Annotated in this window: 19 protein-coding genes and 10 pseudogenes; 12 read left to right on the top strand and 17 right to left on the bottom strand. The window is 55.9% G+C overall.

The genetic code is table 11. The features are described from left to right. Nucleotides 1–11: 11 nt before the first annotated feature. Nucleotides 12–686: a fimbria/pilus periplasmic chaperone gene (locus tag C3F36_RS09975; protein ID WP_233759738.1), complete on the bottom strand. Its 675-nt coding sequence runs from the start codon at nt 684–686 to the stop codon at nt 12–14. 14 nt (nt 687–700) lie between these two features. Then, nucleotides 701–1,441: a hypothetical protein gene (locus C3F36_RS09970; protein ID WP_233759737.1), complete on the bottom strand. Its 741-nt coding sequence runs from the start codon at nt 1,439–1,441 to the stop codon at nt 701–703. Here C3F36_RS09970 and C3F36_RS09965 point away from each other — a divergent pair. The 4 genes and pseudogenes from C3F36_RS09965 to C3F36_RS09950 form a co-directional block, all read left to right on the top strand. Beyond that, nucleotides 1,433–1,948 (top strand): annotated as a pseudogene (locus tag C3F36_RS09965) (IS5-like element IS5B family transposase); the annotation flags it as partial. The gene C3F36_RS09970 and the pseudogene C3F36_RS09965 sit on opposite strands and share 9 nt — an antisense overlap. A gap of 87 nt (nt 1,949–2,035) precedes the next feature. After that, nucleotides 2,036–3,240 (top strand): IS3 family transposase gene (locus tag C3F36_RS09960; RefSeq protein WP_104456028.1). Its coding sequence is split into 2 segments (ribosomal slippage): nt 2,036–2,354 and nt 2,354–3,240, totalling 1,206 coding nucleotides; the frame shifts between segments, so codons are not numbered across the junction. A 37-nt stretch (nt 3,241–3,277) separates the two neighbouring features. After that, a pseudogene (locus C3F36_RS09955) lies at nt 3,278–3,751 on the top strand (IS5-like element IS5 family transposase); the annotation flags it as partial. Nucleotides 3,752–4,084: 333 nt separating this feature from the next. After that, complete coding sequence (locus tag C3F36_RS09950) at nt 4,085–4,939, top strand: helix-turn-helix domain-containing protein (RefSeq protein ID WP_233759751.1); 855 nt, start codon at nt 4,085–4,087, stop codon at nt 4,937–4,939. Between the two features lie 290 nt (nt 4,940–5,229). Here the strand turns inward: C3F36_RS09950 and C3F36_RS09945 are convergent, their stop codons facing one another. Continuing rightward, nucleotides 5,230–5,760, bottom strand: coding sequence for an ester cyclase (locus C3F36_RS09945; RefSeq protein ID WP_199769688.1), 531 nt, complete (start codon nt 5,758–5,760; stop codon nt 5,230–5,232). A 294-nt stretch (nt 5,761–6,054) separates the two neighbouring features. Here C3F36_RS09945 and C3F36_RS09935 point away from each other — a divergent pair. Together C3F36_RS09935 and C3F36_RS09930 are read left to right on the top strand one after the other, a co-directional pair. Continuing rightward, nucleotides 6,055–6,342: pseudogene (locus tag C3F36_RS09935) on the top strand (transposase); the annotation flags it as partial. A gap of 62 nt (nt 6,343–6,404) precedes the next feature. Then, a pseudogene (locus tag C3F36_RS09930) lies at nt 6,405–6,733 on the top strand (transposase); the annotation flags it as partial. An 81-nt stretch (nt 6,734–6,814) separates the two neighbouring features. Here C3F36_RS09930 and istB (C3F36_RS09925) read toward each other — a convergent pair. From istB (C3F36_RS09925) to istA (C3F36_RS09905), 5 genes and pseudogenes are all read right to left on the bottom strand, one after another. Further along, a complete protein-coding gene (istB, locus tag C3F36_RS09925; protein WP_043851824.1) occupies nt 6,815–7,570 on the bottom strand; it encodes an IS21-like element ISAs27 family helper ATPase IstB in 756 nt (251 codons plus the stop codon). 22 nt (nt 7,571–7,592) lie between these two features. Beyond that, nucleotides 7,593–7,871: pseudogene (locus C3F36_RS09920) on the bottom strand (IS21 family transposase); the annotation flags it as partial. A gap of 82 nt (nt 7,872–7,953) precedes the next feature. Further along, complete coding sequence (istB, locus tag C3F36_RS09915) at nt 7,954–8,709, bottom strand: IS21-like element ISAs29 family helper ATPase IstB (RefSeq protein WP_104454438.1); 756 nt, start codon at nt 8,707–8,709, stop codon at nt 7,954–7,956. 14 nt (nt 8,710–8,723) lie between these two features. After that, nucleotides 8,724–10,265, bottom strand: coding sequence for an IS21-like element ISAs29 family transposase (gene istA, locus C3F36_RS09910; RefSeq protein WP_104454439.1), 1,542 nt, complete (start codon nt 10,263–10,265; stop codon nt 8,724–8,726). Between the two features lie 221 nt (nt 10,266–10,486). Next, a pseudogene (istA, locus tag C3F36_RS09905) lies at nt 10,487–11,776 on the bottom strand (IS21-like element ISAs27 family transposase); the annotation flags it as partial. Nucleotides 11,777–11,984: 208 nt separating this feature from the next. On the opposite strand from istA (C3F36_RS09905), the pseudogene C3F36_RS09900 reads away from it, so the two are divergent. Both C3F36_RS09900 and C3F36_RS09895 read left to right on the top strand, forming a co-directional pair. Beyond that, nucleotides 11,985–12,824: pseudogene (locus C3F36_RS09900) on the top strand (IS3-like element ISAeme20 family transposase); the annotation flags it as partial. 29 nt (nt 12,825–12,853) lie between these two features. Further along, a pseudogene (locus C3F36_RS09895) lies at nt 12,854–12,967 on the top strand (IS30 family transposase); the annotation flags it as partial. Here C3F36_RS09895 and C3F36_RS09890 read toward each other — a convergent pair. The 3 genes from C3F36_RS09890 to glyQ all read right to left on the bottom strand — a co-directional run bounded on the left by C3F36_RS09890 (nt 12,955) and on the right by glyQ (nt 16,984). Then, nucleotides 12,955–13,863, bottom strand: coding sequence for a GTP pyrophosphokinase (locus tag C3F36_RS09890; protein ID WP_104454996.1), 909 nt, complete (start codon nt 13,861–13,863; stop codon nt 12,955–12,957). The pseudogene C3F36_RS09895 and the gene C3F36_RS09890 overlap by 13 nt on opposite strands. Before the next feature lie 112 nt (nt 13,864–13,975). Beyond that, complete coding sequence (gene glyS, locus C3F36_RS09885) at nt 13,976–16,045, bottom strand: glycine--tRNA ligase subunit beta (protein ID WP_104454995.1); 2,070 nt, start codon at nt 16,043–16,045, stop codon at nt 13,976–13,978. A 9-nt stretch (nt 16,046–16,054) separates the two neighbouring features. Next, on the bottom strand, nt 16,055–16,984 hold the full coding sequence (gene glyQ, locus C3F36_RS09880) for a glycine--tRNA ligase subunit alpha (RefSeq protein WP_010672400.1): 930 nt from the start codon (nt 16,982–16,984) through the stop codon (nt 16,055–16,057). Between the two features lie 187 nt (nt 16,985–17,171). Here glyQ and C3F36_RS09875 point away from each other — a divergent pair, with 187 nt between their 5' ends. Then, nucleotides 17,172–17,750 (top strand): DNA-3-methyladenine glycosylase I, encoded by a 579-nt coding sequence (locus C3F36_RS09875; RefSeq protein WP_052814731.1) that lies wholly within the window; start codon nt 17,172–17,174, stop codon nt 17,748–17,750. A gap of 54 nt (nt 17,751–17,804) precedes the next feature. Here the strand turns inward: C3F36_RS09875 and C3F36_RS09870 are convergent, their stop codons facing one another. Continuing rightward, nucleotides 17,805–18,365: a cysteine hydrolase family protein gene (locus C3F36_RS09870; protein WP_080989849.1), complete on the bottom strand. Its 561-nt coding sequence runs from the start codon at nt 18,363–18,365 to the stop codon at nt 17,805–17,807. Nucleotides 18,366–18,796: 431 nt separating this feature from the next. Between C3F36_RS09870 and C3F36_RS09865 the strand changes: the two genes are divergently transcribed. Together C3F36_RS09865 and C3F36_RS09860 are read left to right on the top strand one after the other, a co-directional pair. Beyond that, a complete protein-coding gene (locus C3F36_RS09865; RefSeq protein ID WP_052814725.1) occupies nt 18,797–19,039 on the top strand; it encodes a hypothetical protein in 243 nt (80 codons plus the stop codon). Nucleotides 19,040–19,202: 163 nt separating this feature from the next. After that, nucleotides 19,203–19,859, top strand: coding sequence for an OmpA family lipoprotein (locus tag C3F36_RS09860; RefSeq protein ID WP_010672405.1), 657 nt, complete (start codon nt 19,203–19,205; stop codon nt 19,857–19,859). 144 nt (nt 19,860–20,003) lie between these two features. Here C3F36_RS09860 and C3F36_RS09855 read toward each other — a convergent pair. The 4 genes and pseudogenes from C3F36_RS09855 to tusA all read right to left on the bottom strand — a co-directional run. Further along, nucleotides 20,004–20,093: pseudogene (locus C3F36_RS09855) on the bottom strand (endoribonuclease L-PSP); the annotation flags it as partial. Nucleotides 20,094–20,239: 146 nt separating this feature from the next. Beyond that, nucleotides 20,240–20,329: pseudogene (locus C3F36_RS09845) on the bottom strand (endoribonuclease L-PSP); the annotation flags it as partial. Nucleotides 20,330–20,357: 28 nt separating this feature from the next. Further along, nucleotides 20,358–20,705, bottom strand: a complete 348-nt coding sequence (locus C3F36_RS09840) for a RidA family protein (RefSeq protein WP_104454993.1) — start codon at nt 20,703–20,705, stop codon at nt 20,358–20,360. 18 nt (nt 20,706–20,723) lie between these two features. After that, on the bottom strand, nt 20,724–20,969 hold the full coding sequence (gene tusA / locus C3F36_RS09835) for a sulfurtransferase TusA (protein WP_041214136.1): 246 nt from the start codon (nt 20,967–20,969) through the stop codon (nt 20,724–20,726). A 281-nt stretch (nt 20,970–21,250) separates the two neighbouring features. On the opposite strand from tusA, the gene C3F36_RS09830 reads away from it, so the two are divergent. After that, on the top strand, nt 21,251–21,442 hold the full coding sequence (locus tag C3F36_RS09830) for a hypothetical protein (RefSeq protein WP_010672410.1): 192 nt from the start codon (nt 21,251–21,253) through the stop codon (nt 21,440–21,442). Nucleotides 21,443–21,486: 44 nt separating this feature from the next. Here the strand turns inward: C3F36_RS09830 and C3F36_RS09825 are convergent, their stop codons facing one another. Continuing rightward, nucleotides 21,487–22,743: an ABC transporter substrate-binding protein gene (locus tag C3F36_RS09825; protein ID WP_039041362.1), complete on the bottom strand. Its 1,257-nt coding sequence runs from the start codon at nt 22,741–22,743 to the stop codon at nt 21,487–21,489. Nucleotides 22,744–22,746: the final 3 nt, after the last annotated feature.

Raw genomic sequence — 22,746 nt, 5'->3', positions numbered from 1 at the left:
GTGTCGGGCACCTAGTCTGGCCAGCAATCCTTGCCCACGGGGATGAAGCGGGACTGGTAGACGATGAGCTTCTGGTTGCCCGGTTGATTGATCCCGGGATTGTGGTAGGTCTCCCCGGGCAGCAGGTACTTGCTGTCCGCCTCGCTGTCCGCCTGCTGGCAGCCCCGTTTCACCATGAACTCGAAATAGGTGTTGCCGGTATTGGTGATGGCGCTCTGTACCGGGTCCAGCTGGTATGCAAAACGTGACTGACGCGGGCGCACCACCAGGATGGACTGCAGGGCCAGTTTCACCTCGACGGTTCCCCGGTGCTGCGTCTGGCTGCCTTCATCCACCTGGGCTGCCGGTGACTCGGTGAAGGTGATGCGGTAGTAACGCTCATGGTCATCGGCGGGCCCCTTGTAGTAGAACTTGACGTTCTGGGCATGTCTGGCGTGCAGGGTGAAGCGCCTGGGGGCAAACAGCAGCTCACCGGGGACGGTGGGCAGTGTCCTGCCTCTGGCCGTGGGGTCGCTGATTTTTTCCATCTGTATGTCGTACAGCTTGGGTGAAGCACTGTTGTTGGTCAGGGTTCTGGTAATGAACTCCTGCTCTGGCGCCATGGCAAGAGTCATGGCGCCGATGTCGAGGGCGGCGGCCTGTGAGGCCAGCAAGCCGCCCAGCAAGGGCCAAAGTAGACGATGCATGTTGTACTCCATGGTCAGCGCCAGGTCCCCTTGATGGTGATGGTGCCGCTTTGTTCCACCTCGCCTTCCCACATCTCGTCGCCCATGGTGCGCTGCACCATGGGATCGGTCAGGTCGAATTCCAGCGCCAGCTTGTAAAACCGGGTGATGCCCTGGCCGTTGACGGGATCATTCCACTCCTGTGGTGGTTGATTGTCCTGTATTCCGAGGGTGCGAATATCCACCGGTGTGCGATCGCAGCGAATGGCGTGCCGTGAACCCGCTCCATGAGCCACCGAATCGAATACCAGCCTGGTAGGGATGGGGACGGCCTGTTCAGGTGCGAAGGTGCCTGCCGGATAGAAAGTGCAATATCCCCGATAAGGCGACCCCCTGTCCTGTGAAATAGAAATTTCCAGCATATCGGCACTGATGGGGCCGCTATCAGAGATATTGTATGAGAAGCTCAGAATGTCTTTTCCGACCTGCCCCTCCCTGTAAGGATTGCTGACGCCCTCCGAAGACAAGATGGATACGCTGAAGTCCCGTGGCTTTATATGAATTTCGGTTGTGCCGCTGAATTCATAGTATCCACTCTCGGGAGCATATCCATTCTTCATATTGAAGTTGATCAGACTGCGAGTCAGTTGATCTTGCAGTCCCAGCCTTACAACTTGTTTGAAGAAATTGCTGGACAAGGGAAGGTGCGAACAAGTCCCTGATATGAGATCATGTTTGTCATCTGGAGCCATGAAAAAGGGTTCATCATGAGTCATCAACTTACCTTCGCCGACAGTGAATTCAGCAGTAAGCGCCGTCAGACCAGAAAAGAGATTTTCTTGTCCCGCATGGAGCAGATTCTGCCATGGCAAAACATGGTGGAAGTCATCGAGCCGTTTTACCCCAAGGCTGGTAATGGCCGGCGACCTTATCCGCTGGAAACCATGTTACGCATTCACTGCATGCAGCATTGGTACAACCTGAGCGATGGCGCGATGGAAGATGCTCTGTACGAAATCGCCTCCATGCGTCTGTTTGCCCGGTTATCCCTGGATAGCGCCTTGCCGGACCGCACCACCATCATGAATTTCCGCCACCTGCTGGAGCAGCATCAACTGGCCCGCCAATTGTTCAAGACCATCAATCGCTGGCTGGCCGAAGCAGGCGTCATGATGACTCAAGGCACCTTGGTCGATGCCACCATCATTGAGGCTCCCAGCTCGACCAAGAACAAAGAGCAGCAACGCGATCCGCAGATGCATCAGACCAAGAAAGGCAATAGATTGGCCCCTTGAAGATCCAGACACTTCGCCCCTCTTAACTTAAGAGGTAGTCTTGGAGCTATGTTCAGTACTAGTCACAACGAGAAGATGGTCGAAGTGTTACCAGGGGCCGAGCGCCGTCGACGCCGGACTCCACAAGAAAAGATCGCCATCGTGCAGCAGACCTTTGAGCCCGGGATGACCGTCTCTCATGTTGCTCGCTTGCACGACGTCAACGCAAACCAGCTTTTCAAATGGCGTAAGCAATTCCAAGAAGGGTCTCTCACGGCGATCACCGCCGGTGAGGATGTTGTTCCTGCTTCCGAGTTGGCTGCTGCCATCAAGCAGATCCGAGAGCTTCAGCGTCTGCTCGGGAAGAAGACCATGGAGAACGAGATCCTCAAAGAAGCCGTGGAGTATGGTCGAGCAAAAAAATGGATTGCGCATGCGCCCTTGTTGCCGGGGGACGACGATTAAGTGCTGTGAGCCAGGCTCTTAATGTATCGCGTGCGCAGCTATCCGTTCGTGTTCATCGAAAACCGGGTTGGCAAGATGGTCGTCATCATCGCCAGCGTGATGATGCAGCCTTACTTGGCCGTATCATGGAGGCGATGGCAGAGCTTCCCTCCTATGGCTATCGCCGGGTCTGGGCGCTGTTACGGCGTCAGTCTGAGGCAACAGAACAACCTGTGGTAAACGCTAAGCGGGTATATCGCGTCATGCGCGAGCATGGCTTGCTGCTGGAAAGAAAACCAGCTGCACCATTGGCCCAGCAGGCACATAAGGGGCGTGTTGCCGTCAAGGAGAGCAATCGACGGTGGTGCTCAGATGGCTTCGAGTTTCGCTGCGATAACGGTGAAAAACTACGTGTCACGTTCGCCATGGATTGCTGCGATAGGGAAGCGTTGGACTGGGCGGCCAGTACTGGGGGTTACGATAGTGACACTGTGCAAGATGTCATGCTGAGGTCTGTCGAACGTCGCTTTGGGGATTCGTTGCCGGCATCACCGGTGGAGTGGCTGACTGATAATGGCTCGGCGTATCGAGCCCATGAGACCCGCGCGTTTGCACGAGAAATCGGGTTGGAGCCCAGAACGACAGCAGTGAGAAGCCCACAGAGTAACGGTATAGCGGAAAGCTTCGTGAAGACGATGAAGCGAGACTATATCGAGATGATGCCAAAACCGGATAGCCGAACAGCGGTAGGCAATTTGGCTATCGCGTTTGAGCATTATAACGAGCACCACCCGCACAGCGCCTTGGGATACCGTTCACCACGGGAATTTCTGCGCAGTCGGGTATCACAACCCTAAGCGGGAAAAAGTGTCTGGACCTATGGGGTCAAATCCAGGCAATCAGTGGCACTTTGGCATGAAGGCCCACATTGGTGTCGATGCCAAGAGTGGCCTGACCCACAGCCTAGTCACCACCGCGGCCAACGAGCATGACCTCAATCAGCTGGGTAATCTGCTGCATGGAGAGGAGCAATTTGTCTCAGCCGATGCCGGCTACCAAGGGGCGCCACAGCGCGAGGAGCTGGCCGAGGTGGATGTGGACTGGCTGATCGCCGAGCGCCCCGGCAAGGTAAGAACCTTGAAACAGCATCCACGAAAGAACAAAACGGCCATCAACATCGAATACATGAAAGCCAGCATCCGGGCCAAGGTGGAGCACCCATTTCGCATCATCAAGCGACAGTTCGGCTTCGTGAAAGCCAGATACAAGGGGTTGCTGAAAAACGATAACCAACTGGCGATGTTATTCACGCTGGCCAACCTGTTTCGGGCGGACCAAATGATACGTCAGTGGGAGAGATCTCACTAAAAACTGGGAATAGCGCCTTAAATGGCGAAGAAACGGTCTAAATAGGCTGATTCAAGGCATTTACGGGAGAAAAAATCGGCTCAAACATGAAGAAATGAAATGACTGCGTCAGCCGAGAAGAATTTCCCCGCTTATTCGCACCTTCCCTAACTTAAGTGATACCAACTGTCTGGAGATTCAGGGGGCTAGTCTAGAAACACGTTTCTGGACATATCCATTTTGGCGCCTTTGCTAATTTGTAAGTTTATGAATTACTTTATGTATGGGAAAATAGCTTAAACTTATTGAGCCTCGAATCCACTATAGGAAATCAGGCGATCTATTTTGGACAAGATGATGATATATAACCTACCGGAAGATTTGCTTACGGAGTCACAATGCAATGAGGATATTATTATCCGTCATTATGTCACTAAGGAAGCATCTAATAAGAATAAAATTCAGCTAAACAGAGTCATGGTGAACATATTATTATCTGGAGAGAAAACTGTGTTGACTCCGGAGTTGAGTGTATCGGTCAAAAAAAATCAACTTGTAATGTTGAATTCTGGAAATTTAATGACCTCCGAGGTTATTCCGGATAATAATCCTTTCAGCAGCATTGTTATTTACATTAAAAATGAAACGCTAGAAAAATTATTGTCAAACGTTGAGTTTCCCCGTAAATCTAATCGACCTTCCCCATGCCAAATTTTTAATCAGGATGATTTCATCCGGCATTATGCTCGATCACTTAGGCTCTTGTTAACCAGCGGCCCTATAAGTTCAACCGTAAAATGGGCCAAATTATTAGAACTTTTTGGGTATCTAGAAACAACTCAGATAGAGGGATTACAGTCGTTTTTTTGCAGTGTACATAGCCGATCTCGCTCAGAAGTTGCATTGAGCCAAGTCATTCAAAGTAACATGTACTCTAATCTCTCTTTACAAGAGTTGGCTTTTTTATGCAACATGAGCTTATCTACATTCAAACGAACCTTTATTAGCATATTTAATCAGCCACCAAGAAAATGGTTGAATAATAAAAAAATGACATACGCTCAAAAGCTTATATGTGAGCATAAAGTGCCATTAGCTGAAGTATACTCACAGCTTGGCTATAGTGAATATTCAAGCTTTAGTCATGCTTACAAGAAGCATTTTGGTGTCAGTCCTCGTGAACATATAGGAATGCCTCCGAACTCTTGACGTAAGTAACAACAGATTGCTTTCGTTTTGAAATAAGCCAAGTGATTGTGGTTAGTAGTAACAGCTTTCAGATCTAAACAGATTACTGCTTTTCTAGGGAAGGTGCTAACAAGTCACTTGGCACAAAAACACACCATTCTAAATTATTGATATTAAATGGCTAAACTTTTTAGTTTTGGCACATAGGGTACTTATTCGCACCTTCCCTAGGAATGGGGGCATCCCACGCATAAAAACAACGTCGTGGGATAATTTTGAAGACTTTGAATAATAGCTGGTAAATTATTCGTTTAGTTTTCAGCAGATTTTAACTCTTGTATCACCGCACCAAAAGTATTTAACCCCCAGTGTTCTGCGTATTGTCCATTTTTAACTCGTATTATGTCAATGACATCAATACTTACATCTCGCCCTGTGGCTTCAATGCCCATAAGACTTCCTGTATGACGGCCAGTAATTCTCTTACGTGTCACCACTTTATCACCCTCAACGATTTGATCGAGTATTTCGACGTTGAGATTGCTAATTGCTGGGTGCAGAACGTTACTAAATGTATTCCACATGCTGTTTGGACCATTATCAGTGCCAGAGGCAGCAGAGTGATTGATGAAGTCCGTAGACATTAATTCATCGAAGGATTTTCTATTTAAATCAACAATTACTTCCTTATTGAAACGTTGAACTATTGTCTTACTATTGTTTTCATTCATAAAAAACTCCGAATTTTTACACTCACTTTGGTCGGCATATGACTTAACTGTAATAAACATTAATATAACAGCCATCATTAGCACACCACCAAGTTTCATTAAATTTCTCATGCCATATCCCTTTTATTTTCTCATCTTTCCGATTTAGTAAGTATATAGAAAATATGGATAATGTAATTGGTCGAAAAGGTCAGAAACTTGTTTAAAAGACTCGAAAGGAAGATAGAGTAAGCCTAACATGGTTAGTCCACAGTGAATCGCCACTGGCATAGTAGCCACTTGGTGTATGACTATAAGTATGCCAAATCACCAGTCGTTGAAATAATGAATCGACTAGGGAAGGTGCGAACAAGTCCCTGATATGAGATCATGTTTGTCATCTGGAGCCATGAAAAAGGGTTCATCATGAGTCATCAGCTCACCTTCGCCGACAGTGAATTCAGCAGTAAGCGCCGTCAGACCAGAAAAGAGATTTTCTTGTCCCGCATGGAGCAGATTCTGCCATGGCAAAACATGGTGGAAGTCATCGAGCCGTTTTATCCCAAGGCTGGTAATGGCCGGCGACCTTATCCGCTGGAAACCATGCTACGCATTCACTGCATGCAGCATTGGTACAACCTGAGCGATGGCGCGATGGAAGATGCTCTGTACGAAATCGCCTCCATCCGTCTGTTTGCCCGGTTATCCCTGGATTGAGGTATCCTGATTTTCACAGACAGTCCCGATTGTTACGATGAGACAATCGGGGGTATTGAATGAAATCGAGAGAACACTATTCACCAGAGTTTCGGGCAGAGGCGGTTCGACTGGTGTTGGAGCAAGGCCTTGGCCAAGCTGAAGCCGCCAGAAGGTTGGGTATTGCCAAAGGCACACTGAGCAACTGGGTGGTCGCAGCCAAAGGAGGAAAGGATACATCGGCCATTCCCGGAGCGCGTTCTGTCGCCGAGCTGGAGGCTGAAGTGGCCCGGCTACGCAAAGCTCTCGCACAAGCCAACATGGAGCGCGACATCATAAAAAAGGCCGCCGCGTACTTTGCTCAGGAGTCACTGCCAAGTACGCGTGGATAGCCAACCAACAGGACCTCTTGGCTAATAACATCATGTCGATCAGCCAATAACATCATGCCGATCACTTTTTTTCTGCCCGCGTTTATAGCGTCTTCCTTTTACTCCGCCTGATCGGCATCGGTCAAGTTGGCGCCCTGTTTTCTCATCGATTCTCCCGTTAAGGTCACGCGCACCGCTCTGTGGATCAGTCGGTCCAAGATCGCCTCGGCGAAGGTTGCCTCTCCGATCATCCCGTACCACTTCTCCACCGGCAATTGGCTCGCCACTATCGTTGAGACGTTGCCGTAGCGGGTATCGATGATCTCCAGCAGGTTGCTGCGTTCGCTCGCGTCCAGCATCTCCATGCCCCAGTCATCCAGGATCAGTACCCCTATGTTGCTTACCCGCTCCAGCAGTTTCGGATAGCTGCCATCCGCTTGGGCCAGTCGCATCTCTTCAAGTAGGGTTTTCAGCCGGTAATACCGCACGCCCACTCCTTGCCGGATAAAGTAACGGCCCAGGGCACACGCCAGGTAACTCTTGCCACAGCCTGCCGCGCCCGTTAGCAGCAGGTTTTGTTGATGACTCAGCCAGTGTCCTTCCAGCAGTTGGCGGATCTGCGCTTTGCTCACGCCTCGACCCGCCCGATAGTCGAGCTGCTCCACCTGTCCGGCTAGCCGGAACCGGGCTTGCTTCTCCAGGCGGTTGGTTTTCCTCTGCTCCCGCTGCACCAGCTCATGGCTCAGTAATAGTTGCAGCCGCTCTTCAAAACCCATATCCAGGTACAGCATGCTCTGGGCCTGCTGCTGGTTCAGAGCCTGTTTCATGCCGCTCAAGTGCAGGCGGCTTAGTTGTTCATCGAGGTGTAATTGCATCGGCTTCTCCTGATCCGTGGGGTTAGTGGAAGTAGTGCTCGCCATGGACATTGTCATGACGGATGTCTTGCAGCGGATCCTGTCGCTCGTTGGCAATGAGTTGTTGCTCCTCCAGGCCATGCTTGAGCATGCTGCGGATGTTGTGCAGCCGGTTGGCGCCGGTCAGGTGCCCCCGGAGGCAGGCCGCTTCCAGCCGCTCCTTGCCATAGGTTTTGCTCTGCCCCAGCAAGGCCAGGCAAGGGCGCACCGCTTGCGTCGAATGCTCTGCCTGCCGGATAAAGCCATCCACCCAATGCGTGGTGTTGCGTATTCCGGCGAAGTTGAACAGCCATTCCGGCCAACGTGAACACCCTGATCCTTAACGCGCTCACGTCACCCCGTTTCTAACTCGAGTGTTCAGATTGGGTCAACTCACTTCTCCTCTTTCTCATCGATTCTCCCTTCAGTGACAGCCGGTGAGCGTTGTGCATCAGCCGGTCCAGGATCGCATCTGCCAGAGTGTTGTCCCCCAAGCTCGCGTACCACTCTTCCGTTGGCAGCTGACTGACCACTACCGTCGAGTATTTCCCGTACCGATCATCCATGATCTCCAGCAGGGCGTTGCGCTGCTCGGCATTCACCGCTTCTAGTCCCCAGTCATCCAGGATCAACAGCTCTATCCTTGCCAGTTGACCCAGCAGCCTGGCGTAACTGCCATCTACCTTGGCCTGGCTCAGCTCAAGTAGCAGACGCGGCAGCCGGTAGTAACGAGTGCTATGCCCTTGCTGACAGGCTTGGTAGCCCAGCGCACAAGCCAGGTAGGTTTTTCCACAGCCACAGGGGCCGGTAATGAGCAGGTTCTGGCCCCGGCGCAGCCACTCTCCTTGGGCCAGGTTTGCTACCTGTGACCGCTCTAGGTTGCGTGCTGACTGGTAGTCCAGCTCCTGCACCGTGGCCTGGAGTTTGAGCCTTGCCTGCTTGACCAGCCGAGCTTGCTTACGCTGCTCCCTGCTCAGTTGTTCGTGTTCGACCAGCAGGCTTAGCCGCTCGATGAAGGGCAGCCCTTCGTAGGTACTCGCCTGTTCAAGTTGTTGTTGCACGGCATCCGCCATGCCGGTCAGTTTCAGGTTTCTCAGGCGGGTCAGGGTTTGTTGGGTCATGGGGCGTATCCTCTTTAGTGGAAGCTCTGGGGGCCACGGATGTTCTCGTGCTCTTGCGGTAACTCTGGGTAGCTCAGCGGGCTTGCGGGCAGTTGGTCGCGGCCACTGGTCAGCACCGACTTGAGCTGCTTGAGCCGCACCAGTCCTTCCCGGTTAGCCAACTGGCAGCAAGCCTCGACCCGTGATGGCGGATACTCTCGACTAAGACTCAGTAGACCCAGGCAGAGTCGGTATGCCTGCTCGGCATGGGCTTTTTCTTCCAGCCGTTCGCTAACCCAGCACAAGGTGCCCGGTCCGATGTCAGCAGCCCACTGCTTAAGACGCCCTGGCGTCCAGCGTTGCTGCTTGCTGTGACGTTCCGGCATGTGCTCAGGGAGCGTGCTCATCCCCGGGATGGTTTTACGTGGATGGCTCGCGACCAGCTGTTGCTGGTGATAGACCTGAAGCAGGGTATCGCCCGCATGGAGCTCCAGTTGCTGACCCACATACTGGTGCGGCACCGAGTAATGGTGCTGCTCATAGCTGACGTGATAGTCGATGTTGACCTTGACCGTTTTGATGGCGACATAGCGATAGGGATGCACCGGTAGTGACCCCAGTGCCGGGCGGTCCAACTGCTCAAACGCCTCGCGTCGGTTACCGGGCAGCTGCTTGAACGGGCGCTCGTTGAGCTCATTCAACAAAGCCCGGATGCACTGGTTGAGTTCGGCAAGCGAGAAGAAGGTCTGATGGCGTAGACGAGCCAGGATCCAGCGCTCGACGATCTGCACTCCCACTTCAGCCTTGGCTTTATCCTTAGGCTTATAAGGGCGAGCTGGCATCACTGCCACCTGATAGTGCTCGGCCAACTGCTGGTAGCTGGGGTTTAGCTCGGGATCGTAACGGCAAGCCTTGCTGACACCGCTCTTGAGATTGTCGGGGATCAGGAGTGCCGGGGTCCCGCCGAAAAACTCAAAGGCACGGACATGGCTTTGCAGCCAGTCCGGCAGTGACTGTGACCAGGTGGCCTCGGCAAAGGTGTAGTTGGACGCACCAAGCACGGCGACAAAGATCTGGGCCTGACGGATCTCACTCGTGGAGGGCGAGACGATGGGCACCGTGGGCCCGCAGTAGTCGATAAAGAGCTTTTCCCCCGCCTTGTGGATCTGGCGCATGGAGCGTTTTTGCAACTGACACCAGGACTTGTAACGGTCGCAGAACTGGGAGTAGCTGTAACAGCTATTGGGATAGCGCTGGGTGTATTCCTCCCAGAGCAGTTGTTTGGAGACCCCCTTGCGCTTGAGCTCCTGATGGACAGAGGGCCAATCCGGCACGACATGGCGGGCCGAGATGGTGGTATCGGCCTGCGGATAGAACAGGGCAGCCAGTCGGGCATCATCAAGCTCGGTGGGCAAGGGCCAGGTCAGGCCGAGCGCCTGGGCACTTTTGAGGAGTTTCTGGATGGAGCCAACGCTGACCTTGGTGCAGCAACTTATCTGGCGAACAGAGAGGTCAGCCTCCAGCCGCAGTCGCAGCACTTCACGAATTTTACGCATTGCAATCCTCTTGGCAGACATAGGCTCTTCCCTGGCAAAAGGGAGAGCGTATCAAAGGTTGTTAAATCAATGCGTTAAGGATGATTCCGGTGAATGTGAACAGTGATTCCGGGATGTTGAACACTGTTTCCGGAAAGGAGGGGCAAAGTGTTCAGGTTGAACCGGAATGAGCGTTCACATTGGTCCGGAAATGGTGTTCACGTTGAACCGGAATCGGTGTTCATGATCAGCCGGAATATGCAGGTGTAGGGGCCGATGGACGCCGCCCAGCCAAGCAGTCGCTCTGGCGACCACTCCAGCAGTGCCTGATGATGCGCGGGCATGTGTTCACGCAGGCTGCTGTGCTGGCCTTTGTGATGACTCCGCTGGTGTTCGGCCACGATCTTGCCCGCGTGGTACAGCGTGACGGTATGCTCGGCCAGATGCGCCTCCAGCCGCTTGCCCTGCAAGGCATAGGGCACTGAGTAATAGTGCTTTTCCAGATCGACGTGGTAGTCCTTACCAACCAGCACCGGCACTACTTTGGTGTAGTGATAGGGATAATCCGGCAACGGCTTGAGCGCCGGTGCATCGAGCTCGGCAAACAGTGAGGCACGGCAGCCAGGCAGCTTCTGGAAGGATTTCTGGTTGAGCCGGGTCAGCAGTTCACCCATTCGCTGATTGAGCTGGGCCAGGCTATGGAAGGTTTCATGACGCAGCACCGCCAGGATCCAGCGGGTGACGATCTGCACGCCCACCTCCGCCTTGGACTTATCCTTCGGCTTGCGGGGCCGCGCGGGCATGATCGCCGTACCGAAATGGGCCGCCAGCATCTGGTAGGTAGGGTTGAGATCCGGATCGGTATTGCGCGCCACGCTGACGGCACTCTTGAGGCAATCAGGTACCACCAATTGCGGCACACCGCCAAAGAACTCGAAAGCGCGCTTGTGGCTCATCACCCAGTCATCGAGCTGCTGGGAGCGGGTGGCCTCGGCAAAGGTGTAGTTGGAGGCCCCCAGCACGGCGACAAAGATCTGGGCCCGGTAAAGGATCTCGCCGGTATGCGGATCGACAATGGGCATGGTCTGGCCGCAGTAGTCGACAAAGAGTTTTTCGCCCGCAATATGGGTCTGCCGCATCGAGGGTTGCAGCAGCGCCGCCCACTCTTTATAGAGCCGACAGAAGTGGTTGTAGCTGTAGTGGGAGCCTGGATGGCGCTCGGCGTACTCCTGCCATAGCAGCTCGAGGGTCACGCCTTTTTGACCTGGTTTTTTGAGTTCCTGATGCAACAAGGCCCAGTTGGGAGTGGGTTTGTGCTGAGTTTTATGGACAGAGCAGGTCTTGAGAAATGCGCGCTCCAGGGAGACATCATCCCAGGACTCAGACAGGGGCCAGGTCATGATACCCAGTTGAGCCGCCCGGTTGAGGTAATAGGATACGGTGCTAGGAGAGATATGCAGGCTGAGGGCGATCTGCCGATGAGCCAGTTGAGCCTGATATTTAAGGCGAAGAATTTCTTTGAGTTTTCTCACAGTGATAGGCCTCGCAGACATGCACGTTCCTCTGTTGGAGCAGATGGGAAAGTGCGGGTTTAACGAAGCGGGGAGAAAAAGTCACCAATAACATGGATGCCGATCATGGTTTCCCATCGAGGGTAAAAAGTGATCGGCGTGGGATGTTATTGAGTGATCGGCATGGATGTTATTACGTGATCGGCATGAATGTTATTGAGCGATCGCCATGCGTGGGAATATGCACCTCTATCCCATTTCCGTTATCTGTCGTGTGCTGGAGGTCTCTCGTGCGGGCTTCTACCACTGGCGCCACCGTCCACCGTCACAGCGCCAACAAGAAGATGAACGACTCAAGGTCGCCATTCGGGCTGCTCACAGCAAGACGCGCCAGACCTATGGCGCAGCGCGTTTACAAGCTGAGTTGGCCGCCGAAGGATTTTACGCTGGGCGGGACCGGATTGGACGATTGCGCCGTGAAATGGGGTTGTCTTGCAAACAAAAGCGCAAATTCAAGGCGACAACCCATTCTGCTCATTCCCTGCCCGTGGCGGAGAATCTCCTTGGTCAGGTCTTTGCGCCGACGAAGCCCAACGAAGTCTGGACCGGTGATATCACCTATATCGCCACCGACGAAGGCTGGCTTTATCTGGCTGGTCTCAAGGATGTGTTTACCTGTGAGATAGTGGGTTATGCGATGGGAGAGCGAATGACCACCGGGTTGGTCAGTCAGGCGCTGTTTCGGGCTGTGCAGCAGAAGAGGCCACCCGTTGGGCTTATTCATCACACAGACCGGGGCAGTCAGTACTGTGCCAAGGCTTACCGGGCTCTCCAGGTACAATTTGGCATGCAGACCTCCATGTCACGCAAGGGGAACTGCTTCGACAATGCCCCGATAGAAAGCTTCTGGGGGTCTCTTAAAAATGAACTGGTTCACCACCATAGATTCGAGACGAGAGCGGAGGCCAAGGCAGCGATTCAGGAATACATAGAGATTTTTTACAACCGCCAGCGTCGGCATTCACGACTTGGCAATGTCAGCCCGGCGGAGTTTAACAAGAGGTATTGGAGAACTGCTCAGGCTGCTTGATCCGGGACTGTCCGATCTTGTCAGGACACCTCACGGACGAGGATGTCAGGAGAGCGGAGCAGTGGCTCAACCTACGACCTCGGAAATGTCTCGGATTCAGGCAGCCTGTCAAGGTATTCGAAGAGTACTGTCAGGCGGCATAGGCGAGTGTCGCACTTCGAAGTTGAATTCGCGCAATATCTTCCTTATGAGATTCATAAATACCTGATAGTTGTTCAATGGTTTCTATATTAAGTATTTTCAAACGATCTAGGTTCATTGATAGAGTATCTGATCTTGGTTCAAAAATCGGGCAGTCAAATACATCTCTCATTTGATTCTCTATTCTTATCACGTCTTGGGTATTCAAGATAGAAGCTTTTAGAGAGTCAATGTCGATAGTTATTTCTGCAGGTTTTTCTGAAAGTTTGTTTGGCAAAACCTTGATATACTCAGAAATAATGTTTTTGATAGATACAAACTCATCATCTACAAGTTCTAATAAACCAGAGAGTCTTGAGAATTTTCTTTTAACAATATTTGGTATTTCAATTTCAGACTTATACCCTAAGTCATGTTCTATCTCTGCCCAAGCATGTTGCAATATAGATCTTATCTGTACTTCAAATTTCATGTCAGCAAATAAACTATATTCTGGAAGATTAGTCCTTATGTTGTTATGCTCAGCGACCAGATGAAGGGACATGTACCCAAATTTATCAGGTTCAAGGGATTTTCTTTTATCAATTGAGTTCTCTAAATCAACCTTGAACTGTGATTTAATTAACTCTGAAACTTTGTCTAATTCATCAGAGAAATACGTTGTTATTCTTATTCCAACAATGTCTGTTATATCTTTCAATTGATCGTAATTTTTATCTGGCCGTGATGTTTTCTCTTTGAAACTATCAATGGTTTTTGTTCTGCTTGATATTGAGTGAATATGAAACGAGTGATTCTGAAGTAAGCTTGAAATTAGACTTGCTGTCATTTTTTCAAGTGACATATATATATGTTGATTTTCTTCAAAAGACTTTAATATACAATCTGTAGTTTGCACGTTAGCCTCCTTTAAATATTTATATATTATAGTTTGATAATGATAGCTTTGAGAAGAAATATAAATGAAAACAGCGCCTTACGGCGCCGTTTTTTATATCACTAACCCAACATCACTGCAGCAGGGAGATATCCGCGACTTGCAGGAAGAGGTTGCGCAGGTTGTTCAGCAGTGCCAGACGGTTGGCCTTGAGGGCTTCGTCGTCGGCCATCACCATCACTTCGTTGAAGAAGGTATCGACCGGCTCGCGCAGGGCGGCCAGACGGGTGAGGGCAGCCTGATAGTCACCGGCGGCGAACAGCGGGGCCAGTTCGGCTTGCAGTTCGGCAACCTGGGTGGCCAGCGCCTTCTCGGCGGCATCGACCAGCAGTTCCGGTTTGACGGCAGTCGGCAATTCGCCTTCGACCTTGGCCAAAATGTTGCTCACGCGCTTGTTGGCGGCAGCCAGTGCCAGTGCGGCATCCAGCGTGCGGAAGTGGCTGACGGCCTTGACCCGGCGATCGAAGTCGAGCGGACGGGTCGGGCGGCGGGCCAGCACGGCCAGCACCACGTCGGCACCGATGCCTTCGTCCTGATAGGCGGCACGGAAGCGACCCAGCATAAAGTCGACCACGTCGGTGACGACGGTTTTGTTGGTCAGCTTGTCGCCGTAGACGCGTACCGCTTCTTCAACCAGTTCAACCAGATCCAGATCCAGCTGCTTCTCGGTCATGATGCGCAGGGCACCGATGGCGGCGCGACGCAGGGCGAACGGGTCCTTGTCACCCTTCGGCAGCATGCCGATGCCGAAGATACCGGCCAGGGTGTCGAACTTGTCGGCCAGCGCGACGGCGCAGGCAACCAGACCGGACGGCAGGGCATCGCCGGCAAAGCGCGGCATGTACTGCTCGTTGAGGGCCACGGCCACTGCTTCGTCTTCGCCATCGTGACGGGCGTAGTGCATCCCCATGACACCCTGGGTGTCGGTGAACTCGCCGACCATGTTGGTCATGAGATCACACTTGGAGAGCAGACCGGCACGCTTGGCCTGAGCCACGTCGGCGCCGATACGCTCGGCGATAAAGCCGGCGACGGTCTCGATGCGCTCGACCTTGGCCTTGACGGTGCCCAGCTGTTGCTGGAACAGCACGGTTTCAAGGCGCGGCAGGCGGGAGGCCAGGGTCTGCTTGAGGTCGGTCTTGAAGAAGAACTCGGCATCAGAGAGACGGGGGCGAACCACCTTCTCGTTGCCGCTGATGATCTGGCTCGGGTCTTTGGACTCGATGTTGGTGACGAAGATGAACTTCGGCAGCAGCTTGCCGTTCTTGTCGTAGACCGGGAAGTACTTCTGGTCACCCTTCATGGTGTGCACCAGCGCTTCAGCCGGCACGGCCAGGAACTTCTCTTCGAAGTTGGCGGTCAGCACCACCGGCCACTCGACCAGTGCGGTCACTTCTTCCAGCAGGGCGTCGTCCAGATCGGCCACGCCACCGAAGGCGGCAGCGGCCGCTTCGGCGTCAGCCTTGATCTTGGCCTTGCGTGCCATGAAGTCGGCAATCACCATGCCGCGCTCCTGCAGGATCTGCGGGTACTGGCTGGCGTTGTCGATGGTGAACTCGCTCTCGCCCATAAAGCGGTGACCGCGAAGGGTGCGGGCAGAGTCGATACCCAGAATGTGGGCGGGCACCAGATCCCCATCCAGCAGCAGGGTCACGGTAAAGACCGGACGCACGAACTGGATGGTCTTGTCGCCCCAGCGCATCATTTTCGGGATCGGCAGCTTGGCCAGTGCGGAGGCGACCAGTTCGCCCAGCAGATCGACGGCCGGACGGCCTTCGACCTTGGCGGTGTGAACCAGCCACTCGCCCTTGTCGGTGACCAGACGCTCGGCCTGCTCAACGGTGATGCCGTTGCCACGGGCCCAGCCTTCGGCAGCCTTGGTCGGCTTGCCTTCGGCATCGAACGCCTGAGCCACGGCCGGGCCGCGCTTCTCGACGCTCTTGCTCGGCTGTTCGCCAGCCAGCTCGCTCACTTTCAGCGCCAGACGGCGCGGTGAGGCAAACCACTCGACGTCGCCGAAGGCCAGATCGGCCTTGGTCAGTTCGGCTTTGAAGTTGTCGGCAAAGGCTTCGGCCAGGGAGCGCAGGGCTTTGGGCGGCAGCTCAGCAGTACCGATCTCTACCAGAAATGTATGTTGTGCCATGTCCGTTCCTTAACCTTGCTTGTTCTCGTTGCTGCCACGTTGGCACATCGGGAAGCCCAGCGCTTCGCGGGAGGCGTAGTATGCCTCTGCCACGGCCTTGGTCAGGGTGCGAATGCGCAGGATGTAGCGCTGACGCTCGGTGACCGAGATGGCCTTGCGGGCATCCAGCAGGTTGAAGGAGTGAGCGGCTTTCAGGATGCGCTCGTAGGCAGGCAGCGGCAGCGGTTTTTCCAGTGCCAGCAGATTCTGGGCTTCCTTCTCGTACTGCTCGAAGCAGTGGAACAGGAACTCCACATCGGCGTGTTCGAAGTTGTAGGTGGATTGCTCCACTTCGTTCTGGTGGAACACGTCGCCGTAGGTGGTCTTGCCCAGCGGGCCGTCAGACCAGACCAGGTCGTAGACGCTGTCGACGCCCTGGATGTACATGGCCAGACGCTCGAGACCGTAGGTGATCTCGCCGGTGACCGGCTTGCATTCGAGGCCGCCAACCTGCTGGAAGTAGGTGAACTGGGTCACTTCCATGCCGTTCAGCCACACTTCCCAGCCCAGACCCCAGGCACCCAGCGTCGGGTTTTCCCAGTTGTCTTCCACGAAGCGGATGTCATGGATCTCGGGATCCATGCCCAGCTCTTTCAGGGAGCCCAGATAGAGTTCCTGAATGTTGTCGGGGGAGGGCTTGATGATCACCTGGAACTGGTAGTAGTGCTGCAGGCGGTTCGGGTTTTCACCGTAGCGGCCGTCAGTCGGACGGCGGGACGGTTGTACGTAGGCGCAGGCGATGGGCTCCGGGCCCAGGGCGCGCAGGCAGGTCATGGGGTGGGAGGTACCGGCACCCACTTCCATATCCAGCGGCTGAATGATGGTACAGCCCTGGCGGGACCAATAGTCCTGCAACTGCAGGATCAGGCCCTGAAAGGTTTTGACATCGAATTTTTGCATAGTGTTTTTCGCGCGAAATGAAATCAGAGCAAGATTTGCTGAATGTGAACCGAGGGAGTATACCGTCTGGCATGGTCGGATAATAGGCGAAATTACAGGGGATTAGTGGGGCTATGTTGCCGCTTGCCCTATGATGTCGCCGACACAAGCGGCCTGCCGATGGCCGATGAAAAACAGGGGAGAGGAAATGGAACTGCGTTGCGCCTGGGTGACCAGAGACCCGGAATACATCGAATACCATGACAAGCAGTGGGGCAGGCCGGTGTATGACGCCCGCGAGTTGTTTGCCAAGCTCTGCCTCGACGGTCAACAGGCGGGGCTGTCGTGGATCACCATCCTCAAGCGCACCGAGAGCTACCATCGCGCCTATGCGGATTTTGATCCGGTGCGCATCGTGCAGTTCGACGAGCAGGATGTGGAACGGCTGATGCAGGACAGCGGCATCATCCGCAACCGGCTCAAGGTGCAATCGATCATCAAAAATGCCCGCGCCTATCTGGCGCTGGAGGCGGAAGGCATCGACTTCGTCGATTATCTGTGGGGCTTCGTGGGCGGCGCCCCCATCGTCAACCAGCGTCAGGGCAACGGCGACATTCCGGCGACCTCACCAGAGTCGGATGCCATGTCCAAGGCCCTCAAGAAGCGCGGCTTCACCTTCGTCGGCAGCACCATCTGCTACGCCTTCATGCAGGCGGTGGGCATGGTGAACGATCATCTGGTGACCTGCCCTTGCCACGCCGAGTGCCAGCAAGCAGCGGCGACGTGAAGGGGAAATGCACGAAGAAGGGAGGCTCAAGCCTCCCTTCTTTTTTGCTCTGAATCAGCAGGGCTCAAGGGGGCGACCGAGCGCCTCGCACACCTCGTCGCTGCTCATCAGCCGCACGAAGGGGCCGGCCAGGGTGGCGTTGTGATGGGCGATGATCTGGGGGGCGGTCAGTTGCGGCGTGTCCATGCAGGTATGGGCATCGCTCACCAGCACTACGGTGTAGCCGAGATCTGCCGCCGCCCGGCAGGTGGTGTCGATGCAGTACTGGGTCTTCATGCCGGTGACGATCAGGGTCTGCACGCCGTCCTCTTTTAGCCAGCCATCGAGACCGGTGCCATGGAAGGCGCTGGGGCGCTGCTTGTCGAACACCCGATCGGCCTCGCCGACGACCAGCTCAGGCGCAAGCTGCCAGAACGGACTGCCGGCGGCGATGGGGCTGCCGGCCGGGCCCGTGTGGCGCACCGCCAGCACAGGGAGAGCGGCACTGCGGGCCGCCTGGCTCAGGCGATTGATGTTGGCCAGGGTCTCGGCCCCGGCATGGGGGGCTTCCGGGCCGTGAAGGAGGCCCACCTGGATGTCGATGATGAGCAGCGCGGGGCGGGAAAGGGACGACATGGTCATGGCTCCGTGAGAAATGTCACCCACTCTGGGGCCATGGGCTCTTATGAGACAACCCGCATATGGGGGGCAACCACTCCAGACCCCGGGAGCATGTTCCGTTGCACCGGGCCTGGGGCCTTTTCGCCCCTCGGTACAGCCGGGATACAGTCACACGGGTTCACCATCGGGATCGTCATCACGAGGGAATCCCGTGTCACTGAGCGCCGCCGCCCTCTCTTCCCCGGTTGTCTGAGCCTGATCGGCTGTACCCCGGGGATGATGTTGCTCGTCAGGGCAAACACGAGGGGAAGCCGGCCCTGTGCAAGAAGGTCCGAGGCTGCACAGACGACGTCCCCGAGGGCCGAGGTTGCGCTACCGGGATCCTGCCCCTCCCCTATCATTGAAAGACGCCGGACCGGTTCAGGTTGTCTGGCGAAGGAGCCATCATGAAGAAGTCTGTATTGGCGCTGCTTGCCGCCACCGCCTTGCTGGCCGCCCTGCCTGCACAGGCCACCAAGCAGGCCCAGGAGCGCCGTGACGCCCGCGATGTGCGTCAGGATACCCGTCAGGAGTCCCGTGACGCGAAACAGGCGTGTCGTGAGGGGGGGGTGGGCAATGCCGACTGCCGCCAGGAGCATCGTGACAACAAGCAGGAGGGGCGAGACAAGGCCCGGGATATCAAATATTGATGCGGGCCCGTCCGAAGATGGCCTGCACCGGGTAAGTCACTAGGGGCAGGGGGGCATGTTGCCCCCCTGCCCATCTTCGCAATGCGCGCGTCACACTCTGGCGCCTCTCTGGGTTAGAATGCGCGACCATCGGCTAGAGTCGTTCTTTTTCAGAGGTTTTTTCATGCATTTCAAGAAACTGGTTCCTGCACTTGCCCTGACCGTCGCCATCACTGGCTGTACCACCAACCCTTATACCGGTGAATCCCAGACCTCCAAGGGCGCCTGGGGCGCGTTGGCGGGTGCGGCGACCGGCGCAGCCGTGGGGGCGCTCTCCTCCAGCAAGGGCGACCGCAAAAAGGGCATCCTGACTGGCGTCGCCGCCGGTGCGGCCCTGGGTGGCGGTATCGGTTACTACATGGATGTGCAAGAAGCCAAGCTGCGCGAGAAGCTGCAAGGCACCGGCGTCAGCGTGACCCGCAACGGTGATCAGCTGATCCTCAACATGCCGAACAACGTCACCTTCGACAGCTCCAGCGCCCAGCTGAAAGCCGCCGGTGCCAACACCCTGTCCGGCGTGGCCCTGGTGGTTGCCGAGTTCGACAAGACCCGTCTGAACGTGGTCGGCCACACCGACAGCACCGGCTCCCGCGAGCTGAACATGAAGCTCTCCCGGGATCGCGCCGATGCCGTCGCCGCCCAGCTGATCGGCCAGGGCGTGTCCGGCAGCCGCATTGCCATCAGCGGTGTGGGTCCGGATCAGCCGGTGGCCAGCAACAGCACCGCCGAAGGCAAGGCCCAGAACCGTCGGGTAACCATCACCCTGACCCCGACCGCCTAAGCGGCCTGCGTTGCAGTCATGAAAAAGGCCCCGCCAGTGATGGCGGGGCCTTTTGCTATCCGGCGTTGTGGGCAGTGGCGCCTTGTTCTTTGCTCCCTTCTCCCCTTGCGGGAGAAGGGTCGGGGATGAGGGGATAACCGCCTCTTAGACAGCCGCAGTCAGCTGCACTTCCACCTTGTAGCCTTCGTGGGCGAGGCGGGCCTGTACGCAGGCGCGGACCGGGGCTGTGTCGGCATCAGGGGAGCCAGGCATCCCGCTTTGTTTAGACAGCGGCAGTGAGCTGTACTTCCACCCTGTAGCCTTCGTGGGCGAGACGGGCCTGCACGCAGACGCGCACGGGGGCTGTGTCGGCATCAGGGGAGACAGGCATCCCGTTTTGATTAGACAGCGGCAGTCAGCTGTACTTCCACCCTGTAGCCTTCGTGGGCGAGACGGGCCTGTACACAGGCGCGAACGGGGGCTGTGTCGGCATCAGGGGAGCCAGGCATCCCGCTTTGTTTAGACAGCCGCAGTCAGCTGCGCTTCCACCTTGTAGCCTTCGTGGGCGAGACGGGCCTGTACGCAGGCTCTGACCGGGGCTGTACCCGCAGGGATCCAGGCGTCCCACTGGGCGTTGAAGGCGGCGATGTCTTCAATGTCCTTGAGATAGATGTTGGCCATCAGGATCCTGTCGACGCCGGAACCGTTGGCTTCCAGCAGACGCTGCAGGCTTTCCAGCACTTCACGGGTCTGCTGGTGGATGTCGGCGGTGTCGGTGGCGGGCACTTCCACCACGTAGAGGGTGCCGTTGTGGATGACCACATCAGACCAGCGCTGGGTGGTCCCGATACGGGTAATGGTTGTCATGTTTGCTCCGGTACAGGGTTATTGACCCTTGCGGATCAGATAGCGATAGGGGGCCTGCTCTGTCTCGCTGGCGACCAGGGTGTGGTCCATGAAGCGGCAGAAGCTGGGAATGTCGCGGGTGGTGGAGGGGTCGTCGGCGCTGACCAGCAGGGTCTCCCCATCCGCCATCAGCCGCACTTTCTTGCGAACCATCATCACGGGTTCGGGGCAACGAAGCCCGATTGCGTCCAGCTCGTGGGTCGCATTGCAGAATTCAGTACTCATGAATAATCAACCTTCAGCCGCACCTTCTTGCGCGCTATCGTCACGGGTTCGGGGCAACGAAGCCCGATTGCGTCCAACTCGTGCGTTGCGTCGCAGAATAAAGCACTCATCAATAATCAACCTTCAACCAATTCGGCCAGCAATGATACTCACGGCGAAAAAATAATCAAACCACGGGGCGGTTATGCAGCATATGCTACCAAAATGTGAACCGGCTCTACCCAGGCTTCGCTCGATGAGTAATATAAAAATTGAACCATATTCAACAAGGAGGTGTGAATATGCAGGTCTCCTACGGCAGATTGCAAGCCTACGCAGGCATGGGGTTCTTGTCGTTCGCCATGATAGTGCTGGGCAGCCCGATCGGTAATACCGGTACCTGGTTCGGCTCCATGGTGATGATAGGGCTGGGGCTCTGGATCGAGCTCAGCGACTACTACGACGAGGATGAGGACGAGAACGATCCCTCCTGAGAGCCTGGCTCTCGGCACTCAAAGGCGGACGATGTCCGCCTTTGTCATTTCTGCTCCGCGCCGGAACGGGTCGAGCGCATGGCGCGTTCCAGCTGCTGCGCCGTCTGCTCGGGGTTGGCCCTGGCGTCGTTGAAGAAGCTGCTCAGCACATCCATGATCCCCTGGCGCATGTTGGTGGGCACCGCCATCCCCTCCGCCATGCTGGGCAGCAGGTTGTCCTGTTGCTCGGCGTGGAGGAAATCCTGATAGGAGCGGATGGCGCAGCGATCGAACTTGCTCATGTCCGGCTTGATGAGCGCCGGGATGGAGCCCTTCACCCGGTTGAACTCCTCCTGAAAGCGCGGCGTCATCAACAGCCTGGCCAGCTCGCCCTGGGCCTGCAACTGGGCGGGATCCCGCTGCTTGAACATGGCGATGGAGTCGAGGTTGTAGCTGAACAGCCCCTGGCTGCCCGGGCTTGGCAGGCACTCGATATCCTCGCCGGGGCGGTAGTTGCCTGCACTCAGCTCGCCTTTCACCCAGTCCCCCATCACCTGCATGGCGGCGCCGCCGCTCTCCAGCAGGTTGGTGGCCTGGTGCCATTTCAGGCCGGCGTATTTCTCGGGCACATAGGCGCGCAACTGCTGAAAGCGAGTCAGCACCCGCACCATGTCGGGGCCGGTCAGGGTGGCGCTGTCCTGTTCGAGGAAGGCCTTGCGATAGAAGGTCTTGCCCCCTTCGCCGAGGGCCACCGTTTCGAACAGCACCGCGATCTGCCAGGGTTCGTTACCGATGGCGAGGGGGGTGATGCCCTGCTCCTTGAGCTTGTCCGCCACCGCCACGAACTGGGCCCAGTCGGTGGGGGGCTTGAGCCCCTGTCGCTCGAATACCTTGCGGTTGAGCCACAGCCAGTTGACCCGGTGGATGCCGGTGGGGACCGCCATCAGGGCGCCGTTCTGGCTGAGTGTGTCGCGCACCATGGGGGGCAGCTGAGGGTACCAGCCGAGGTGCTCGGCCATGGGGGTGAGATCGCGCAGAAAGCCCAGGCTGCCCCACTCGTGCAGCTCGAACCCCTTGAGGTGGGCCGCCTCTGGCGGGTTTGCCGCCAGGGCCCGGCTCTTGAGCACCGTCATGGCGCTCTTGCCGCCCCCCCCCTGTACCGCGAAGTCGTTCCACTGGTTGCCCTGTTCGGCCCACTCGGACTTGAGCACTTCCACGGCCCTGGCCTCGCCGCCGGAGGTCCACCAGTGCAATACCTCCACCTGGGAGGCACAAACGGGCAGGGAGAGCAGGGCGATGACAGAAAAAGACAACCACTTCATACA

Source organism: Aeromonas sp. ASNIH2, assembly GCF_002934795.1.
Classification (GTDB): Bacteria; Pseudomonadota; Gammaproteobacteria; order Enterobacterales; family Aeromonadaceae; genus Aeromonas; species Aeromonas caviae.
This window is presented reverse-complemented; position numbering and strand designations above follow the sequence as displayed.

Coding starts and splice junctions, on each gene's coding strand:
- C3F36_RS09830 (WP_010672410.1), top strand. CDS start 21,251: ATGCAGGTCTCCTACGGCAGATTGCAAGCCTACGCAGGCATGGGGTTC.
- C3F36_RS09975 (WP_233759738.1), bottom strand. CDS start 686: ATGCATCGTCTACTTTGGCCCTTGCTGGGCGGCTTGCTGGCCTCACAG.
- C3F36_RS09970 (WP_233759737.1), bottom strand. CDS start 1,441: ATGACTCATGATGAACCCTTTTTCATGGCTCCAGATGACAAACATGAT.
- C3F36_RS09865 (WP_052814725.1), top strand. CDS start 18,797: ATGAAGAAGTCTGTATTGGCGCTGCTTGCCGCCACCGCCTTGCTGGCC.
- C3F36_RS09870 (WP_080989849.1), bottom strand. CDS start 18,365: ATGTCGTCCCTTTCCCGCCCCGCGCTGCTCATCATCGACATCCAGGTG.
- C3F36_RS09950 (WP_233759751.1), top strand. CDS start 4,085: ATGATGATATATAACCTACCGGAAGATTTGCTTACGGAGTCACAATGC.
- C3F36_RS09875 (WP_052814731.1), top strand. CDS start 17,172: ATGGAACTGCGTTGCGCCTGGGTGACCAGAGACCCGGAATACATCGAA.
- tusA (WP_041214136.1), bottom strand. CDS start 20,969: ATGAGTACTGAATTCTGCAATGCGACCCACGAGCTGGACGCAATCGGG.
- C3F36_RS09825 (WP_039041362.1), bottom strand. CDS start 22,743: ATGAAGTGGTTGTCTTTTTCTGTCATCGCCCTGCTCTCCCTGCCCGTT.
- C3F36_RS09840 (WP_104454993.1), bottom strand. CDS start 20,705: ATGACAACCATTACCCGTATCGGGACCACCCAGCGCTGGTCTGATGTG.
- C3F36_RS09860 (WP_010672405.1), top strand. CDS start 19,203: ATGCATTTCAAGAAACTGGTTCCTGCACTTGCCCTGACCGTCGCCATC.
- glyQ (WP_010672400.1), bottom strand. CDS start 16,984: ATGCAAAAATTCGATGTCAAAACCTTTCAGGGCCTGATCCTGCAGTTG.
- istB (WP_043851824.1), bottom strand. CDS start 7,570: ATGCAATTACACCTCGATGAACAACTAAGCCGCCTGCACTTGAGCGGC.
- istB (WP_104454438.1), bottom strand. CDS start 8,709: ATGACCCAACAAACCCTGACCCGCCTGAGAAACCTGAAACTGACCGGC.
- istA (WP_104454439.1), bottom strand. CDS start 10,265: ATGTCTGCCAAGAGGATTGCAATGCGTAAAATTCGTGAAGTGCTGCGA.
- C3F36_RS09945 (WP_199769688.1), bottom strand. CDS start 5,760: ATGAGAAATTTAATGAAACTTGGTGGTGTGCTAATGATGGCTGTTATA.
- glyS (WP_104454995.1), bottom strand. CDS start 16,045: ATGGCACAACATACATTTCTGGTAGAGATCGGTACTGCTGAGCTGCCG.